This is a genomic window from Kitasatospora sp. NPDC001603 (assembly GCF_040298365.1).
Classification (GTDB): domain Bacteria; phylum Actinomycetota; class Actinomycetes; order Streptomycetales; family Streptomycetaceae; genus Kitasatospora.
Genome location: NZ_JBEPAA010000025.1, coordinates 41,480 through 60,185, shown reverse-complemented (window position 1 = coordinate 60,185; position 18,706 = coordinate 41,480). Strand labels below are relative to the sequence as shown.

Below are 18,706 nucleotides of genomic sequence, written 5' to 3'. Positions count from 1 at the left end.
CATGGTGTACAACACTGCCCCGGCCCGCAGACGCGCGCCGTTCCCGGAGCGACGGGAGCTGCAGCACCGACTCGACACCCTCGCCCGCCTGCACCGGGTGCCCGGTGCCCAACTGGTGCTGGACACCGGCTCGGAGGCCGTCTCCGTGCACACCGGTACGGCCGACGCCGGCACCGGCGCCCCCTTCGCCGAGGACACCGCCGTCCCGCTGGGGTCCCTCACCAAGCCCTACACGGCCGCGCTCGTGCTGCTCCTCGCCGAGGACGGCGACCTCGACCCGGACGACCCGGTCGCCGAGTACCTCCCCGAGCTCCGCGAGCTGCCGCACGTGACGGTCCGTCACTTACTGAGCCACACCGGCGGTCTGTCCACCGGGCCCGACTCCGACGCGGCGGCGCGGACCACCGCGGCGCACTACCTGTCGTCGGTGTGCACCGCCCAGGGCGCGCTGTTCCCGCCCGGGACCGACTTCTCCTACTCCAACGCCGGGTACGTCGCCGCCGGGCGGCTGGTGGAGACGGTGACCGGCATGCCGTGGAACGAGGCGGTGGACGCCCTGCTCCTCGAACCCCTGGGCACCGTGCCCGCGTTCCTGGGTCCGTCCGCCCCCGCCCGCCCCGTCGCGGCCGGTCACGCCCTCAACACCGCGACGGGCCAGGTCCGCCCCGTCCGGCAGAACCTGGCTCCGCTGGAGGCGCCGGCCGGCGCCCTGCTGGCCAGCGCCGAGGACCTCGCCGCGCTCGGCGGCGCCCTGGTCGGCCGGACCGCGGCGCTGCCGCCCGTGGTCGCCAAGGAGTTGCGCCACGCGGAACTCGCCGCCGACCCGGGGGCGCTCGCCGACGGCTGGGGGCTGGGACTGGCCCTGTTCCGGCAGGGCGAGAAGCTGTGGTGCGGCCACGACGGCAACGCCCAGGGCACCTCGTGCCACCTGCGGGTCGAACCGGACACCGGCACGGTGGTCGCCTTCACGGGCAACGCCGGTGCGGCGACGGCGCTCTGGCGGGACCTCGCCGAGGACCTGGAGCGGATCGCGGGGGTGCGGGTGCCCACCGTGGTCGAGCCCCTCGCAGCGGGCGAGCCGGTGGCGCTGCCCGAGTGCGCGGGCGCCTACGCCAACGGCGGCACCCGGTACCGCGTCGCGCCGGGGCCCGGTGGCTCGCCGGTGCTGTCGGTGGACGGCGACGTGCCGATACCGCTGCGTTGCTACCCCGACCTGTCGTTCGACCTGGTCGACCCGGGGACCGGCCGTCGGGAGGCCGGGGGGCGGTTCCACCGCGACCCGCGCACCGGCGCGATCGACCGCGTGCAGATAGCGGGGCGCACCGCGCGTCGCACCGGCCACGCCTGAGCCCTCAGCTCCTCAGCTCGTCCGCCTGTCAGCTCGTCAGTCCGTTCAGCCCTTGGTGCCGGAGTACGCGTCGGGCGTGCCCGGTCGTACTCCGCTGCCCGCAACCGCTCGCGCCGCCTCCTCCCCGCCCGGAAGGACCTCATCTCCATGGCCGACCAGCCCGACCACCTCGTCCCCGCGCCCACCTCGCAGCAGGCCGGTGAAACCTTCGGGGTGCCCGAGCACGAGGCGTCCCCGGTGGACGGGGGCGCGACGCTCGGCGAGCTGTTCGCCACCTGGGCGGCCCGCACGCCCGACGCGCCCGCGGTGACCGACGGCCGGCGCACCTGGAGCTACCGGGAGCTGGCGGCCCGGGTCGACCTGCTGGCCGGATACCTCGTGCGGCGCGGGGCCGGGCCGGAGCGGACGGTGGCACTGGTCCTGCCGCGCTCGATGGAGCTGATCGCGGCGGAGCTGGCCACCGCGAGGGCGGGCGCCGCCTTCCTGCCGGTCGATCCCGACTACCCCGCCGAGCGGCGCGCTCTCATGCTCGCCGACGCGGCGCCCGCGGTGACCCTCGACGACCCGGGCTTCGTGCGCGCCGTGCTGGACGCGGCGGACGGGGGAGGGGGCGGCCTTCCCCGGCCGGCGGTCGGCGCCGACCACGTCGCGTACGTGATCTACACGTCGGGCTCCACCGGGACGCCGAAGGGCGTGGCGGTCACCCATCGCGGCATCGGCGGGTTCACCGCGGCCGCCGTCGAGCGGTACGCGGTGCGGGCCGGTGACCGGGTGCTGCAGTTCTCCTCGCCCAGCTTCGACGCCTCCGTCCTGGAGCTCTTCATCTCGGTGCTGTCCGGAGCCACGCTCGTGGTGCCCCCGGGCGGCCCCTGGCTGGCCGACGAACTCGCCGCCGTCCTGGACGAGCACGGCATCACGCACGCGCTGATCCCGCCGGCCGCGCTGGCGACGCTGCCCGCCCCCGCGGCGGGCACCGCCCACCGGCTGCGCACACTGATCGTCGGGGCCGAGGCCTGCCCGCCCGCGCTCGTCGACCGCTGGGCGCCGGGCCGGCGCATGATCAACTCCTATGGTCCGACCGAGGCCACCATCGTGGCCACCTGGACCGGGCCGCTCTCCGCCGGTGCCGGTACACCGACGATCGGCGGGGCCCTTCCGCACACCCGGGTGTATGTGCTGGACGCGGCGATGCGTCCGCAACCGGGTTCCACGGAAGGCGAGTTGTACATCGGTGGCGAAGCGGTGGCGCGCGGCTACCTGAACCGCGCCGGGCTCACCGCCGCCCGCTTCGTCGCCGACCCGTTCGGAGAGCCGGGCGCCCGGCTCTACCGCACCGGCGACCGGGCGCGCTGGAACGCCGGGGGAGAACTGGAGTTCCTCGGCCGGCTCGACCGCCAGGTGAAGCTCCGAGGCTTCCGGATCGAACCGGGCGAGATCGAGGCCGCCCTGCGGCGGGACACCGCCGTCGGCGAGGCCGTCGTCATGGTCCGTGAGGACGAGCCGGGCCGCGAACGCCTGGTCGGCTACGTCACCCCGGCCGACCCGGAGCGGGCGCCCGACCCGGCGGAGCTGCGCACGAACCTGGCCGCCGCGCTGCCGGCCCAGCTGGTGCCGTCCGTCGTCGTCGTGCTGGCGGCGATGCCGCTCACCTCGCAGAACAAGATCGACCGGCGAGCGCTGCCCGCGCCCGTCCGCCCGGCGTCCGCCGGCCGGGCGGCACCGCTCACCGCTCCGGAGCGCACCCTGGCCGCCATCTGGGCGGACGTGCTGGGCGCCGACACGGTCGGGGCGACGGACGACTTCTTCGAGCTGGGCGGCGACTCGATCCTCGCCGCCCGCACCCTGGCCCGGATCAGGGACGAACTGGGCGTCCGGCTCACCCTGCGGGACGTCTTCACCGCGCGCTCCGTCGCGGCCCTGGCCCCGCTGCTGGGCGGGCACCGCGCCGCCGCGCCGCCCGAGCCGATCCCGGCCGCCCCGCGCGGGGTGCCGCTGCCGCTGTCCAACGCCCAGCGACGGCTCTGGTTCCTCGACGACCTCACGGCCGGCGGGACGGAGTACAACACCGGCGTGGCCCTGCGGCTGCACGGCGCACCGGACCCCGAGGCGCTGAGCCGGGCCCTGCGGCGCCTGGTGGCCCGGCACGCCTCGCTGCGCACCACGTTCGACACGGTCGACGGGCAGGGCGTGCAGCGGATCGCGGAGCAGGCCGCCCTGCCGCTGCGCACGGCCGACCTCGGCGAGCTGCCCGCGGTGCGGCGCGCCGAGGCCGCCGAGCGGTTGCTGACCGACGAGCTGAGCCGCCCCTACGACCTGACGGGCGGCCCGCTGGCCCGGGCGCTGCTGGTGCGCCTGGCCCCCGACGAGCACCTGCTGCTGCTGGGGCAGCACCACGTCATCACCGACGGGTGGTCGGTGGGCGTCCTGGTCCGCGAACTGGCCGCGCTCTACCACGCGGAGGTCTCCGGCGAACCGGACGCGCTGCCCGTGCCCGCCCTCCAGTACCCCGACTTCGCCGTCTGGGAGCAGCGGCGTCAAGCCTCGAACGCGCAGGTCGCGGAGGACGCCGGGAGCCTCGGGTACTGGAAGCGCCACCTGTCCGGGCTGCAGCACCTGCACCTGCCCACCGACCGGCCGCGGCCCGCGGTGCGCACCACCTCCGGCGCCGCACACCGCCACCACCTGCCCGCGGACCTGGTGGCGCGGCTGCGGCACCTCGCCACCGGACGCGGCACCACGGTGTTCACCCTCTTCGCGGGGGCGTCCGCGCTGCTGTTCTCCCGCTACTCGGGCCAGCGGGACGTCGCCTTCGGCACCGTCACCAACGGGCGGGAGCGCCGCGAGCTGGAGGAGGTGACGGGCTTCTTCGCGAACACGGTCGTGCTGCGCGGTGACGTGGACGAGACGGTCACCGTCGACCGGTTCGTCGAGAACATGCGCACGACCGTGCTGGACGCCTTCGTCCACGCCGGGGTGCCCTTCGACCGGGTGGTCGAGGAGCTGGCCCCGCCCCGGGACCCCAGCCGCACCCCGCTGGTGCAGGTGCTCGTCGTCCAGCAGGCCCCCCTCGACCTGCCGAGCGCCGGCGGCCTGCGCCTCGAAGAACACCCGCTGCCGCGGCCCGCCGCACGCTTCGACCTGGTCCTGGAGTTCTCCCCGGACGCCGGGGGCGGCTGCGTCCTGACCGTCGAGTACAACACGGACCTCTTCGAGGCCACGACCGTGGCCCGGATGTCCCGTCACCTGCACCGGCTGCTGGCGGCGATGGCGGACGGCCCGCAGCTGCGGCTGGCCGAACTGCCGATGCTCTCGGAGCAGGAGCGGCGCACCCTGATCGACTCGTGGAACCCGCCCGCGCGCACCGGGCCCACCGCCGCGGAGGTCGCCCTGCCCGAGCTGTTCGAGGCGCAGGCGGCCCGCACCCCCGAGCGGACCGCCGTGGTCTGCGACGCGGTGCGACTGGACTACGCCCAGGTGAACCGGCGTGCCAACCGCCTCGCCCGGCTGCTGGTCTCCCGGGGCGCGGGCCCGGAGAAGCTGGTCGCGCTCTGCCTGCCCCGCTCCGCCGAGCTGCCCTCGGCGCTCTGGGCGGTGCTGAAGTCGGGCGCGGGGTACCTCCCGCTGGACCCGGGCTATCCGGCCGAGCGCATCCGGCTGATGCTCGACGACGCCGAGCCGGTGCTCGTCGTCGCCACCCGGCAGACGGCCGCCGCGCTGCCGGAGGGCTGCGAGCCCCTGATCCTCGACGAGTTCGCCGACGCCCCGGGCACGGACGAAGCCGATCTGACGGATGCCGACCGGCTCGGGCCGCTGGCGCCGGACCACCCGGCCTACGTCATCTACACCTCCGGGTCCACCGGCCGCCCCAAGGGTGTGGTGGTCACCCACCGCACGGTCGTCGCGCTCGCCGGCTGGGCGGGGGAGCGCTTCGGTCCGGGCGGCCTGGACCACGTGATCGCCGCCACCTCGCTCAACTTCGACGTGTCGGTCTTCGAACTGCTCTGCCCCCTGCTGGTGGGCGGGAGCGTCGAGGTGGTCGCCGATCTGCCCGCCCTCGCCGACACGCCCGGCCGCCGGCAGGTCGGGCTGGTCAGCGGCGTGCCCTCGGTGATCTCCCGCCTGCTCGCCGGCGGCGGGGCCCCGGTGGAGGCGCGGACCGTCGTGCTGGCCGGCGAGGCCCTCCCGGCCCAGGTGGTGCGCGACCTGCGGGAGGTCATGCCCGGGTGCGGGATCGCCAACCTCTACGGCCCCACCGAGGCCACCGTGTACGCCACCGCCTGGTTCGCGGGCGACGGGCTGCCGGAGCAGGCACCGCCGATCGGCAGGCCGCTCGCGCTGACCCGCGGCTACGTCCTCGACGACGCGCTGCGCCCGCAGCCTCCGGGCGTGGTCGGCGAGTTGTACCTCGGTGGCGGCGGCCTGGCGCGCGGCTACCTCGGCCGCCCGGGCCTGACCGCCGCCCGGTTCGTGGCCGACCCGTACGGCGCGCCGGGGCAGCGGATGTACCGCACGGGGGACCTGGCCCGCTGGAGGCCCGAGGGTGAGCTGGAGTACGTCGGCCGGATCGACCAGCAGGTCAAGGTCCGCGGCTTCCGGATCGAACTGGGGGAGGTGGAGGAGGCGCTGCGCGGCTGCGAGGGCGTGGCGCAGGCAGCCGCCACCGTCCGCGAGAGCGAGGGCACCCGGCGCCTGGTCGGCTACGTCGTCCCCGTCCCGGGAGGCCGCACGGAGCCGGAAGCCGTACGCCGGGAGCTCGCTCGCACGCTGCCCGACTACCTCGTCCCCTCGGCGGTCCTGGTGCTGCCGGCCCTCCCGCTCAACCCCAACGGCAAGCTCGACCGCGGCCGGCTGCCCGCTCCGGGACCGGCCCCGCGCGCCGTGGGCCACGTCGAGCCCCGCTCTCCCAGCGAGCGGGCCTTCGCCGCCATCTGGGCGGACGTCCTCCAGGTGGAGCGGGTCGGCGCGGAGGACAACTTCTTCCAGCTCGGCGGCGACTCCATCCTGAGCATCCAGGTGGTCGCCCGCGCCCGGCAGTCGGGCCTGCCGGTGACCTCCCGGGACGTCTACCAGCACCAGACGGTCGCCGCGCTCGCCCGCTGCGCGGACGCCGCCGACCGGTCGCGGCCGACCGCCGCCGCCGTGGTCGCCGCCACCGGCGAGAGCCCCCTGACGCCCATCCAGCACTGGTGGTTCGACGCGGGCGCCGAACGCGTCGGCCACTTCGCCCAGGCGCTGTCCGTCCGGCTGCCCGAGGACCTGGACCCGGCGGCGCTGGAGGACGCGCTGAACGACCTGGTCGCCCACCACGACGCCCTGCGCTCATCGTTCGGGGCCGCCGACGGCGCGGACCCGCGCTGGCGGATCGACGAGCGGACCCGCCGGGTCGCCCTGGCCCGCCACAGCGGCCCGGACACCGACACCCCGCACTTCGGCCCCTTCGACCTGCGCCACGGGCCGCAGCTGCGCGCCGTGCTGCACGAGCGCGGGGCCGGCCGCCCGCCCGTCCTGCACCTGGCCGTGCACCACCTGGTGGTGGACGGCGTCTCCTGGCGGGTGCTGCTGGAGGACCTCGACCGGGCCTACCGGGCCCGCCGCGACGGCGGCGACGGAGCGGCGGCGCTGCCCGCCAAGTCCTCGCCGCTGCGGCAGTGGGCCCAGCGGCTGCACGCGCACGCCGCCGACGGCGGCTTCGACGACGAGCGGGGCTACTGGGCGCGGGCCCTCCCGGACCGCGCGGACCCGCTCCCGGCCGACCTGGCGGGCGCCGACACCTACGCCTCGGCCCGCTCGGTGACCGTGCGCCTGAGCGCCGCCGACACCGCCGTCCTGCTGCGCACCCTGCCCGAGACCTACCGCACCCAGGTCAACGACGTGCTGCTGAGCGCTCTCGGCCGGGTCCTGTGCGGGTGGAGCGGGCAGGACCGGGTGGTGGTCGACGTCGAGGGGCACGGGCGGGAGGAACTCTTCCCCGACCTCGACATCACCCGTACCGTCGGCTGGTTCACCACCCGGCACCCCGTCGCCCTCGCCGTCCCGGCGCAGGCGGACTGGGACGCGGTCCTCAAGCAGGTCAAGGAGCAGCTGCGGGCCGTTCCCCGGCACGGCCTGGGCCACGACGTGCTTGACCGGCTGGGCCGGATCGGGACGGCGCAGGGTAGGACGGCGCAGGGCAGGACGGCGCAGGTCAGCTTCAACTACCTGGGGCGCATCGCGTTCCCGGACGGCCCGGACGGCCTGTACCGGGGCACCTTCCGCCCGCTGGAGCTGGACGCCGACCCCCTGGTCGAGCGCCCGCACGCCCTGGAGGTCGTCGGACGCCTCGACGGTGACGCGCTGGAGTTCAGCTGGTCCTACTCCGACCAGCGGTACCTGCCCGCCACCGTCGAGGCGCTGGCCGGACGGTTCGCCGACACGCTGGCCGACCTCGCCCGGCACGCGGCCCGGCCGGGCGCGGGCGGCCGCACGCCGTCCGACTTCCCGCTCGTCCGGCTCGACCAGGCCGCCGTGGACCGCGTCGTGGGAGCCGAGCCGGGCGCCGTGGAGGACGTCCTGCCGCTGACGCCGACCCAGACCGGCATGCTCTTCCACGCCCTCTCCCAGGCCGACAGCGCCGCCTACTTCCAGCAGCTGACCTTCGTCCTGGAGGGCGTACCCGACCCGGACCGGCTGGCCGCGGCCTGGCAGCGGGTGACCGGGCGGAGCGCGGTGCTGCGCGGCCGCGTCCGGTGGCAGGACGTGCCCGAGCCGTTGCTGGTGGTGGAACGCCGCGCCCCCGTCCCGGTCACCGGCCTGGACTGGCGCGAGCTGACCGAGGAGGAGCGCCGCGAGCGGCTGGCCGACCTGCTGGACCGCGACCGCGCGACGGGCATCGACCTTGCCCAGGCGCCGCTTCAGCGCCTGGTGCTCGCACGGGTCTCGGAGACCGGTGTGCGCGTGGTCTGGTCCTTTCACCACCTGATCCTGGACGGCTGGAGCCTGTTCCAGGTGCTGTCGGACGTCTTCGCCTGCCACGCGGCGCTCTGCGCGGCGGGGCCGGACGCTCCGGACGGCCTCGACGTCCTCGACATCCCGGACGGGACGGCGCAGCGCCCTCCCTACCGCGACTACCTGGCCTGGCTGCGCGAGCGTGACTGGGACCAGGCCGAGCAGCACTGGCGGGAGCGCCTCGGCGGCCTGACCGAGTCGACGCCGCTGCCCTGGGACCGCGAGCCGCGCGAGAGCCACCACGCGGAGTCCGGCCAGGCCGTGCGGGTGAGCGTGCCCGCGTCCGCCACCCGGGCCCTGGAGGACTTCGCGAAGACCACCGGCCTCACCCTGAACACCCTGGTCCAGGGCGCCTGGGCGCTGCTGCTGGGGCGTCAGTCAGGCCGTGACGAGGTGGTGTTCGGCACCACGGTGTCCGGCCGGCCGGCCGAGCTGCCCGGCGCCGAGGCGATGACCGGCCTCTTCATCGCGACGCTGCCCACCCGCGCTGCGGTGCCGGCCGTCGGCACGCTGGTCGACTGGCTGCGCCGGCTCCAGTGGGAGCAGAACGAGGACCGGCGCTTCGACTTCGTGCCACTGACCCGGATGCGGACGTTCACCGGCCTTCCCGAGCGGACCGCCCTGTTCGACAGCATCGTCGTCTTCGAGAACTACCCGGTGGACGACGAACTCGCCGCCGCCCACGGCCTGCGCCTGAGCGGCCTGGAGGGTGTCGAGACCACCAACTACCCCTTGAGCCTGGTGGCCTACCCGGGCCCTGAGCTGGCGCTGCGGCTCTGCTACGACCCGGAGCTGTTCGACGCCGCCACGGCTGGGCGGATGGTCGAGTACCTCACCGTCCTGCTGGCGGGCATGCCCGACGGCGCCCAGCGCCCGCCCGCCCGGCTGCCGCTGCTGAGCGCGGAGCGCCGCGCCCAGGTGCTCCACGCCTGGAACGACACCGCCACCGAGCTGCCCGAGCGCAGCGTCGCCGAGCTGTTCGCCGAACAGGTGCGCCGCACGCCCGACGCCGTCGCGCTGGAAGCCGGCGACGAGCGGCTCAGCTACCGGGAGCTCGACGCCCGCGCCGCCGCCCTGGCGCGCCGGCTGACCGCGCTCGGCGTCCGGGTCGAGCGCCCGGTCGGCGTGCTGATGAACCGCTCGGTGTGGCTGATCGTCGCCCAACTGGCGCTCGTCCGCACCGGCGGGGTGTACGTGCCGCTGGACGGGCGGGCGCCGCGCGAGCGGCTGCGCCGGACGCTGGCCGAGGCCGGCGCCGGGCTGGTGCTCACCGACGCCGACTGGGAGCCGACGGCGCGCGACCTGTGCCCCGGCGACGGCGTACTGCGCCCGGACGAGCCGCCGCACGACGCGGCCGCCGAGGCCCGGCCCGAGCAGGACGGTCCCGCGGTCCACCCCGACAACCTCCAGTACCTGATGTTCACCTCCGGCTCGACGGGCACGCCCAAGGGCGTCGCGGTGCGCCAGCGCGATGTCGCCGCGCTCGCCCTGGGCCGTGCCTTCACCGGCCACGACCGGGTGCTCGTGCACTCCCCGCACGCGTTCGACGCCTCCACCTACGAGGTGTGGGTGCCCCTGCTGCGCGGCGGCACGGCCGTGCTGGCCCCTCCGGTGGAACTGGACGCGGCCGTGGTCCGGCGCGCCGTCACCGAGCAGGGCGTGCGCCACCTCTGGCTGACCGCCGGCCTCTTCCGCCTCCTCGCCCAGGAGGACCCCGGCTGCCTGCGCGGCGCCCGGGAAGTGTGGACCGGTGGCGAGGCCGTGCCTGGCGCGGTGGTCCGCCGGGTCCTGGAGGCGTGCCCCGACCTCACCGTGGTCGACGGCTACGGTCCGACCGAGACGACCACCTTCGCCACCCGCCGGGTCTTCCGCGCCGGCGAGCCGCTGTCCGCGGTGCTGCCCATCGGACGCCCGCTCGACAACACCCGCGTCTACCTGCTCGACGACGCGCTCCAGCCGCAACCGCCCGGCATCGTGGGAGAGCTGTACATCGCCGGCGCCGGGCTCGCCCGGGGCTACGCCGGCCGGCCCGGCGAGACCGCCACCCGTTACCTGGCCGACCCGTTCGGGCCGCCGGGGGAGCGGATGTACCGCACCGGTGACACCGCGCGCTGGAGCGACGACGGCGAACTGCACTTCGTGGGCCGGGCGGACGACCAGATCAAGATCCGCGGGTTCCGCATCGAACCCGCCGAGATCGAGGCGCGACTCACCGACCACCCGGACGTCGCCGAGGCGGTCGTCTCGCTCCACCAGGACGGCGGCCGCAAGCGGCTGGCCGCCCACCTGGTGCCGGCCGACGGCGCCGCGGCGCCGTCCGCGACCACCCTGCGCGGCCACCTGGCGGCCGACCTGCCCGACTACATGCTGCCCGCCGCGTTCGTCACGGTGCCCGAGCTGCCCCTGACGGCCAACGGCAAGGTCGACCGGCGCCGACTGCCCGCCCCCGACTGGACGTCGTCCGGAGACAGCGCCTACCGGGCACCGGCCACCGGGACCGAACAGGTGCTCGCCGCGATCTGGGCGGAGCTGCTCGGCGTGGACCGGGTCGGCGTCGACGACGACTTCTTCATGCTGGGCGGCGACTCGATCCTGAGCATCCAGGTCGTCTCGCGGGCCCGGGCGGCGGGGCTCGCGCTGACCCCCCGCGACCTGTTCCGGTACCCCACCGTCGCCGCACTGGCCGTCATCACCGGCACGGCGGGCTCCGTCGCCGGCACCGAGCCGGTGAGCGGTGAGGTCGCCCTCGCGCCGATCCAGCACTGGTACCTCGACCCCCGCCCGCCGCAGGCCGGCTTCTTCAACCAGAGCGTGGTCGTGGAGACCCCCGGCGAGGTCGACCCGGACGTGCTGCGCCGCGCCCTGACGGCCCTGTGGGCGCACCACGACGCGCTGCGGTCACGCTTCACCGCCGAGCCGGACGGCGGCGTCCGCCAGCACTGCGCCCCGGCGGACGCCCCCGCGCCCGAGCTGCTCGAAGTCTGCGACCTGGCTGGCCTGGAGCCGGGCGCGGCCGAGCGGGCCGAGGCCCTGGCCACCGCGGCGGCGCACGAGGGGTTCCGGCTGGAGACCGGCCCGCTGCTCACCGCCCGCCTGTTCACCACCGGTGGCACCGGGCCCGCCCGGCTGCTGCTGGCCGTGCACCACCTGGTGGTCGACGGGGTCTCCTGGCGGGTGCTGCTGGAGGACCTGGAGACCGCCTACCGGCAGGCCGCGGCCGGTCGGCCGCTGCGCCTGCCCGCCCGGACGAGCTCGTTCCAGGAATGGACGCGCCGGTTGCGCGAGCACACGGCGAGCGGCGGGTTCGCCGGCCGGCGCGCCCACTGGACGGCGGTCGCCCGGCACAGCGCGGCGCCGCTGCCGGTGGACGGCGAGGGCGGCAACACCGCGGCCGACGTGCGCGCGGTGACGGTCCGGCTGGACCGGGAACGCACCGACGAACTGTTGCGCAAGGTCCCCGGGGTCTACCGGACCCGGATCGACGACGTCCTGCTCACCGCGCTCGGCCGGGTCGTCGCCCGATGGACCGGGCGGGACACCGTCGCCGTCGGGCTGGAGGGGCACGGGCGCGAGGACCAGTTCTTCGAGGACATCGATCTGTCCCGCACGGTCGGCTGGTTCACCACGCTCTTCCCCGTCGCCCTCCGGGTGCCCGAGGGGGACTGGGGCACCGCGCTCAAGTCCGTGAAGGAGCAGCTGCGCGCGGTGCCCGACCGGGGCCTGGGCTACGGCGCGCTGCGCCACCTCGCCCAGGACGCCCAGCTCGTCGGTGCGGCGACTCCTGGCATCAGCTTCAACTACCTGGGCCGGTTCGACTGGTCGGACGAGGGCGCCGCCCTGGTGCGCGCGGTCCCGGGCGGGCTCGACGGCGCGCAGGCGCCCGGCGCGGCGCGCCCGCACCTGCTCGACGTGGTGGCCCGCGTCCAGGACGACCAGCTGGAGATCAGCTGGTACTACAGCGCCGGCCGCCACCACGAGCGGACCGTGGCCGCGCTGGCGGACGGCATGGTGAGCGCGCTGGAAGGCATCGTCGCCCACTGCGCCGACCCGGACGCCGGCGGCCGCACCCCCGCGGACTTCCCACTGGCCCGCCTGGACCAGGCGGCCGTCGACCGGATCGTGGGGGACGGACGCGACGTAGCGGACGTCTACCCGCTGACGCCGATGCAGGCCGGCATGCTCTTCCACAGCCTGCTCGAACCGGACGGCCGCACCTACCTCAACCAGGTGCAGCTGGTGCTGTCCGGGGTCACCGACCCGCACGCCCTGGCCGAGGCGTGGCAGCGGACCGCGGACGCCAACCCGGTCCTGCGCACCCGGCTGACCTGGGAGGAGAGCGCCGAGCCGCACCAGGTCGTCCAGCAGCGGGCCGCCGTGCCGGTGGCCCACCACGACTGGACGCAGTGGCCGGCCGACCGGATCGAGCGCGAGACGGCCCGGCTGGTCGCCGAGGACCGGCAGGCCGGCCTCGACCTGCGCACGGCGCCGCTGACGCGGCTCGCCCTGATCCGGCTGTCACCGACCCGGGTGCGGATGGTGTGGACCTTCCACCACGTCCTGCTGGACGGGTGGAGCGCGGCCCAGGTCTTCGACGAGGTGTGCGAGCGGTACGACGCCCTCACCACCGGGCGCCCGCCGGCGGCGCCCGAGCGGGCTCCCTTCGGCCACTACCTGGGCTGGCTGGCCGGGCAGGACCCCGCCCGGGCCGAGCGGCACTGGCGCGAGGTCCTCGCCGGATTCCCGGCCGCCACCCCACTGCCCCGGGACCGGTGGCCCGTCGGGGCCCACCGCGCCTCCTCCGGCGCGTCGGTGCGCGTGGCGCTCGACAACGACCTGTCGCCGCGGCTGCGCGAGACGGCGCAACAGGCGGGGCTGACCGTCAACACCGTGCTGCAGGGCGCCTGGGCGCTGCTGCTCGCGCGCTGCTGCGGCGGCGACGACGTGGTGTTCGGGACCATCGTCTCCGGTCGGCCTGCCGAACTGCCCGGCGTGACCTCGATGGTGGGGCTGTTCATCAACACGCTGCCCACCCGGGTGCGGATCGAGGGACAGCGCCCGCTGCGGGAGTGGCTGCGTGCTCTGCAGGCCGCCCAGTCGGAGGACCGGCGCCACGGCTTCGTCTCGCTGGCGCAGCTGCAGACCTGGAGCGAGGTGCCCGGCGGGACCAGCCTGTTCGACAGCATCGTGGTCTTCGAGAACTACCCGTTCGACGAGGACGCGGTGAACCGGTACGGCCTGGCCGTCGAGGCCGAACGCGACGTGGAGCCCACCAACTACCCGCTGTGCGTGGTGGTGGTGCCCGGCGAGGCGCTGTCGGTCAGCCTCGAGTACGACCCGGCCGCCTTCGACGCGACGACCGTCGAGGCGCTCGGGGCGGGCCTGGCGACGCTGCTCGCGGCGATCGCGGCGGACCTCGAACAGGCGCCCGCCGACGTGCCGTTGCCGGACCCGCCGCGCGGACGCGCGGCCCTCGAACGGCGCGCGGCGGCGGTGGCCCCGGCGGCGGGGGGCACCCTGTCCGAGCCGCCGCGGGCCACCCCGGCCGCGGCCGGCGACCGGCCCTCGCGCACCGGCACCGAGCGGCTGCTCGCCGCGATCTGGTCCGAGGTCCTCGGTGTGCCCGACGTGGGCCCGGACGACAACTACTTCGCGCTCGGCGGCGACTCGATCCTGGGGATCCAGATCGTCTCGGCCGCCCGCCGGGCCGGGCTCGCGCTGACCCCCCGGCACCTGTTCTCGCACCAGACACTGGCCGAACTCGCCCTGGCCGCCGAGGAGGCCCCGGCCGCGGCGGTCGTCGCCGAGCAGGGCGCGGTGGTGGGCGAGGTCCCGCTCACCCCCGTCCAACACTGGCTGTTCGACACGCTGGGCGGTGACGCCCGCTTCACCCAGGGGGTCTCCTACCAGCTCGCGGCGGACGCCGACGAGACCCTGCTGCGCGCGGCCCTGACCGCGGTGCTGGCCCACCACGACGCCCTGAGCCTCCGGTTCGAGCCGACCGGCCCCGGTCAGTGGCGCCAGTGCGGAGCCGCCCCCGGCGGCGCGCCGGCCAGCCTGCGGGTGCACGACCTGCCCGGCGGTGAGCCGCGGGTCCTCGCGGCGGCGCTGCGCGAGGCCGCCGCCGATCTGGCGGACGGCTTCGACCTGGGCAGCGGGCCACTGCTGCGCGCCGCGCTGTGCCGCTTCGACGGCGCGGCGCACCCGGTCCTGCTGCTGGCCGCGCACCACCTGGTGGTGGACGCGGTCTCCTGGCGGCTGATCCTGGAGGATCTGGAGCGCGCCTATCGCGCCCTGGGCGAAGGTCGGACGCCCGACCTCGGGGCCAAGAGCACCTCGTTCCAGGCCTGGGCCCGCCGGCTCGCCGCGCACACCGCGGCCGGCGGCTTCGACGACGAACTCGTCCACTGGCAGGGCCTCGACGACGGGGACGGCGCGACCGTGCTGCCGAGGGACCTCGACGGCGCCAACACGGCGGCCGTCGAGGAGGCGCTGACCGTCGGCCTGGACGCCGAGGAGACCCGCCGGCTGCTCCAGGACGTGCCGGAGGTCTACCGGACCCGGGTCAACGACGTCCTGCTCTGCGCCCTGGGCCGCGTGCTGTCCCGCTGGACGGGCCGGGACCGGGTGGCGGTGACCCTGGAGGGCCACGGCCGGGAGGAGCTGTTCGACGACGTCGACCTCGCCCGGACCGTCGGCTGGTTCACCACGATGTACCCCGTCGCCCTGGAGGTGCCCCGGGACGCGGACACCGGCGGCGCGCTGAAGGCGGTCAAGGAGAGCCTGCGCGCGGTGCCGCGCGGCGGACTCGGCTACGGCGCGCTTCGCCACCTGCGGCCCGCCGGGGGACCGCCGCTGCCGGAGCTGCCGCGGATCGGCTTCAACTACCTGGGGCGCCAGGACCGGAACCACCCGCCGGGCGGTCTGCTGCACGCGCCGTCCGGCCCGCTCGGCGGCGGTATGGACCCCTCGGCCGAGCGGCCGCACCTCCTCGACGTCCTCGGGCAGGTGAGCGAGGGGCGGCTGGGGTTCACCTGGTCGTACTCCCGGGAGGTGCACCGGCGGGAGACCGTCGCCCGGCTGGCCGCCGAACTCGCCGACGAGCTGCGGGCGATCATCCGCCACTGCGCCGAGCCCGGCGCCGGGGGCCGCACGCCCTCCGACTTCCCGCTCGCTCCGCTGGACCAGCCGGCCGTCGACCGGCTGGCGGGCACCGGGCGGGAGGTGGTGGAGATCTACCCGCTCACGCCGACCCAGACCGGCATGGTCGTGCACGGCCTCGACGAGGCGGGGAGCGGCCTCTACGTCGAGCAGCTCACCTTCGTGCTGGACGGCGCCCGCGACCCGCGCCTGCTGGCCGCCGCCTGGCAGCACGTGGTCGACCGCACACCGGTGCTGCGCACCTCCGTGGTGCTGCACGACGTGCCCGTACCCCTTCAGGTGGTGCACCGGCAGGCGACCCTGCCCGTCACCGAGCACGACTGGAGCGCCGTGGCGCCCGAGCGGCTCGGGACGGAGCTGGAACTGTTCCTCGCCGAGCGGCGGGGCCGCCCGCTGGGCCTGGACCGGGCCCCGCTGCTACGGCTCGACCTGGTCCGGCTCGGCCCGGACGCGGTGCGCGTGGTGTGGACCTTCCACCACGTCCTGCTGGACGGGTGGAGCGTCTTCCAGGTCCTGTCGGACGTGCTGGCCGCCCACGCGGCGCTCGCCCGCGGCGAGCGGCCGAGCCTGCCCGAGCGCCGGCCCTTCGCGGACTACGCGGGCTGGCTGGCCGGCCGCGACACCGGCCGGGCGGCGGACCACTGGCGGGGCGCCCTGGCGGACCTCGCCACGCCCACCGCGCTGCCCTACGACCGCAGGCCCGGTCAGGACGCCACGGCCTGCTCCGGGGTCTGGCTGTCGCAGCGGCTCGGCGCGGCCGAGACCCACCGCCTCCAGGAGTTCGCCCGTCGCCACCGCCTCACCCTGAACACCCTGGTCCAGGGGGCCTGGGCGTTGCTGCTCTCGCGCTGGAGCGGCCAGTCGCAGGTGTGCTTCGGCACCACCGTCTCCGGGCGGCCGGCCGACCTGGTCGGCGCGGACACCATCATCGGCCTCTTCATCACCACGCTGCCGGCCCGCGTCACCGTCGACGGCGGCGCGAGCTGCGACGGGTGGCTGCGCGCGGTGCAGGAGGCCCGGGCCGAGGACCGCCGGTTCGACCACCTGCCGCTGAGCGAGATCCAGGCCCTGAGCGAACTGCCGCCCGGCACGGCGATGTTCGACAGTCTGATCGTCTTCGAGAACTACCCGGTGGGCGAGGCGACGGCCGGCGCGCACGGCCTGCTGATCCGCGACCTGGAGGCCCGGGAGGCCACCAACTACCCGCTCACCGTGGTGGTTTCACCCGGTGACCGGCTCAGCGTGGAACTCGGCTACGACCCGCGGTACTTCGATCCCGGCACGGCCGGCTCGCTGGCCGCCCAGCTGCTGCACACGCTGTCCGCGCTGGCCGCCTCGGACGGCACCGGCCGGCTGGACGACATCGACGTGCTGCCGCCCGGGGAGCGGACCCGGCTGCTGCACGGGCCGGTGCGACCACCGCTCGACCCGGCGCCCCGGGCCACGCTGCCCGCCCTGGTGGAGGCCGCCGTGGACCGCCGGCCGGACGCACCGGCGCTGGCCGCCCCGGGCCTGGAGCTGTCCTTCGCCGACGTCGAGGCGCACGCCAACCGGCTGGCGCACCGGCTCATCGCGCGCGGCGCCGGTCCCGGCGAGCTGGTGGCGCTGCTGCTGCCGCGCTCGGCGGACATGGTGCTGGCCCAGCTGGCGGTGGCGAAGACCGGCGCCGCGTTCCTGCCGGTCGACCCCACCTATCCGGACGAACGGGTCGAGCTGATGCTGCGCGACGCGGCTCCCGCGCTCACCCTCGATGCCAAGGAGGTGGCCGGCCTGCTGGCCGCGCCGGCGGACGGCACGCCCGACCGGCGGCCCACCGACGCCGACCGCAGCCGCCCGCTGGACCTGGACGACCCGGCCTACGTGATCTACACCTCCGGCTCCACCGGTACCCCCAAGGGCGTCGTCCTCACCCACCGCGGACTCGCGGTGTTCGCCGCGGCCGAGGCCGAGCACTACCAAGTGGCCCCGGGCGACCGGGTGCTGGCCTTCGCCACCCCCAGCTTCGACGCCTCCGTGCTCGAACTGTGCATGTCCCTCCCGCACGGAGCCCGGCTGGTGGTCCCCGCTCCCGGTCCGCTGCTCGGCGCCCCGCTGGCCCAGGTGCTGCGGGAGGAGCGGATCACCCACACCCTGCTGCCCCCGGCCGCCCTGGCCACCCTGCCGCCCGGCACCCCCGGCACGCTGCCGGACCTCAAGACGCTGGTGGTCGGCGCCGACGCGTGCAGCGCCGACCTGGTGGCCCGGTGGGCCCCGCGGCACCGCATGGTCAACTCCTACGGGCCCACCGAGGCCACCGTCGTCGCCACCTGGTCCGCGCCGCTGGAGCCGGACGGCGCCGCGCCGCCCATCGGCCGCCCGCTGCCCGCCACCGGGGCCTACGTCCTGGACGCCCGGCTGCGGCCGGTGGCCGACGGCGTGCCGGGCGAACTGTGGCTGAGCGGACCGGCCCTGGCCCGCGGCTACCTGGGCCGGCCGGGGCTGACCGCGGCGCGGTTCACGGCCGACCCGTTCGGTCCGCCCGGCACCCGGATGTACCGCACCGGCGACCGGGTGCGCCGCGACTCCCGAGGCGAGCTGCACTACCTGGGCCGCACGGACCACCAGCTCAAGTTGCGCGGACACCGGATCGAGGCGGGCGAGGTCGAGGCGGTCCTGGTGCGCCACCCGTCCGTCCTGGACGCCGTGGTGAGCGTGCGGGAGGACGAGCCGGGGCAGCCTCGCCTGGTCGCCCACCTGCTCGCGGGCCCCGGCGGCGACACGCCGTCCGGCGCAGAGCTGCGCGCCCTGGCCGCCCGCTCCCTGCCGGGCCACATGGTCCCCTCGGCGTTCGCGGTCCTGGACGCCTTCCCGCTCACCGAGAGCGGCAAGACCGACCGGACGGCCCTGCCCGTGCCCGCCCCCGTCGAGCGGGGGCAGGCCGGCCACGTGGCGCCCCGCACGCCCACCGAGGAGGCGGTGGCGGCCATCTGGGAGGAGAGCCTGCGGACGGCCGTGGGCGTGGAGGACGACTACTTCCTGCTGGGCGGCGACTCGATGCGCGCCCTGCTGATCGCCTCCCGCGCCAACGACGCCTTCGGCGTCACGCTCACCCCCCGCGACATCCTGGTCTCCCGCACCGTGGCCGCCCTGGCGGAGCTGGTGGAGGAGCAGGTGCTGAGCGAGCTCGAAGACGCCGCGTACGGCGGCCCCGACGATGACGAACGGTGAGGACCCGAC

The 18,706-nt window shown here is 76.1% G+C and carries 2 protein-coding genes; both read left to right on the top strand.

The genetic code is table 11. The annotated features are described in order from the left end of the window. Position 1: 1 nt before the first annotated feature. Entirely contained in the window at positions 2-1,348 is a 1,347-nt protein-coding gene (locus ABT263_RS17820) for a serine hydrolase domain-containing protein (RefSeq protein WP_352291324.1), read from the top strand. A gap of 147 nt (positions 1,349-1,495) precedes the next feature. Next, positions 1,496-18,697, top strand: a complete 17,202-nt coding sequence (locus tag ABT263_RS17815; protein ID WP_352291323.1) for a non-ribosomal peptide synthetase — start codon at positions 1,496-1,498, stop codon at positions 18,695-18,697. The last annotated feature ends 9 nt before the right edge of the window (positions 18,698-18,706 follow it).

Bases quoted from the DNA above. Each gene is read 5' to 3' on its own strand.
- ABT263_RS17820 (WP_352291324.1), top strand. From the start codon at position 2: ATGGTGTACAACACTGCCCCGGCCCGCAGACGCGCGCCGTTCCCGGAG.
- ABT263_RS17815 (WP_352291323.1), top strand. From the start codon at position 1,496: ATGGCCGACCAGCCCGACCACCTCGTCCCCGCGCCCACCTCGCAGCAG.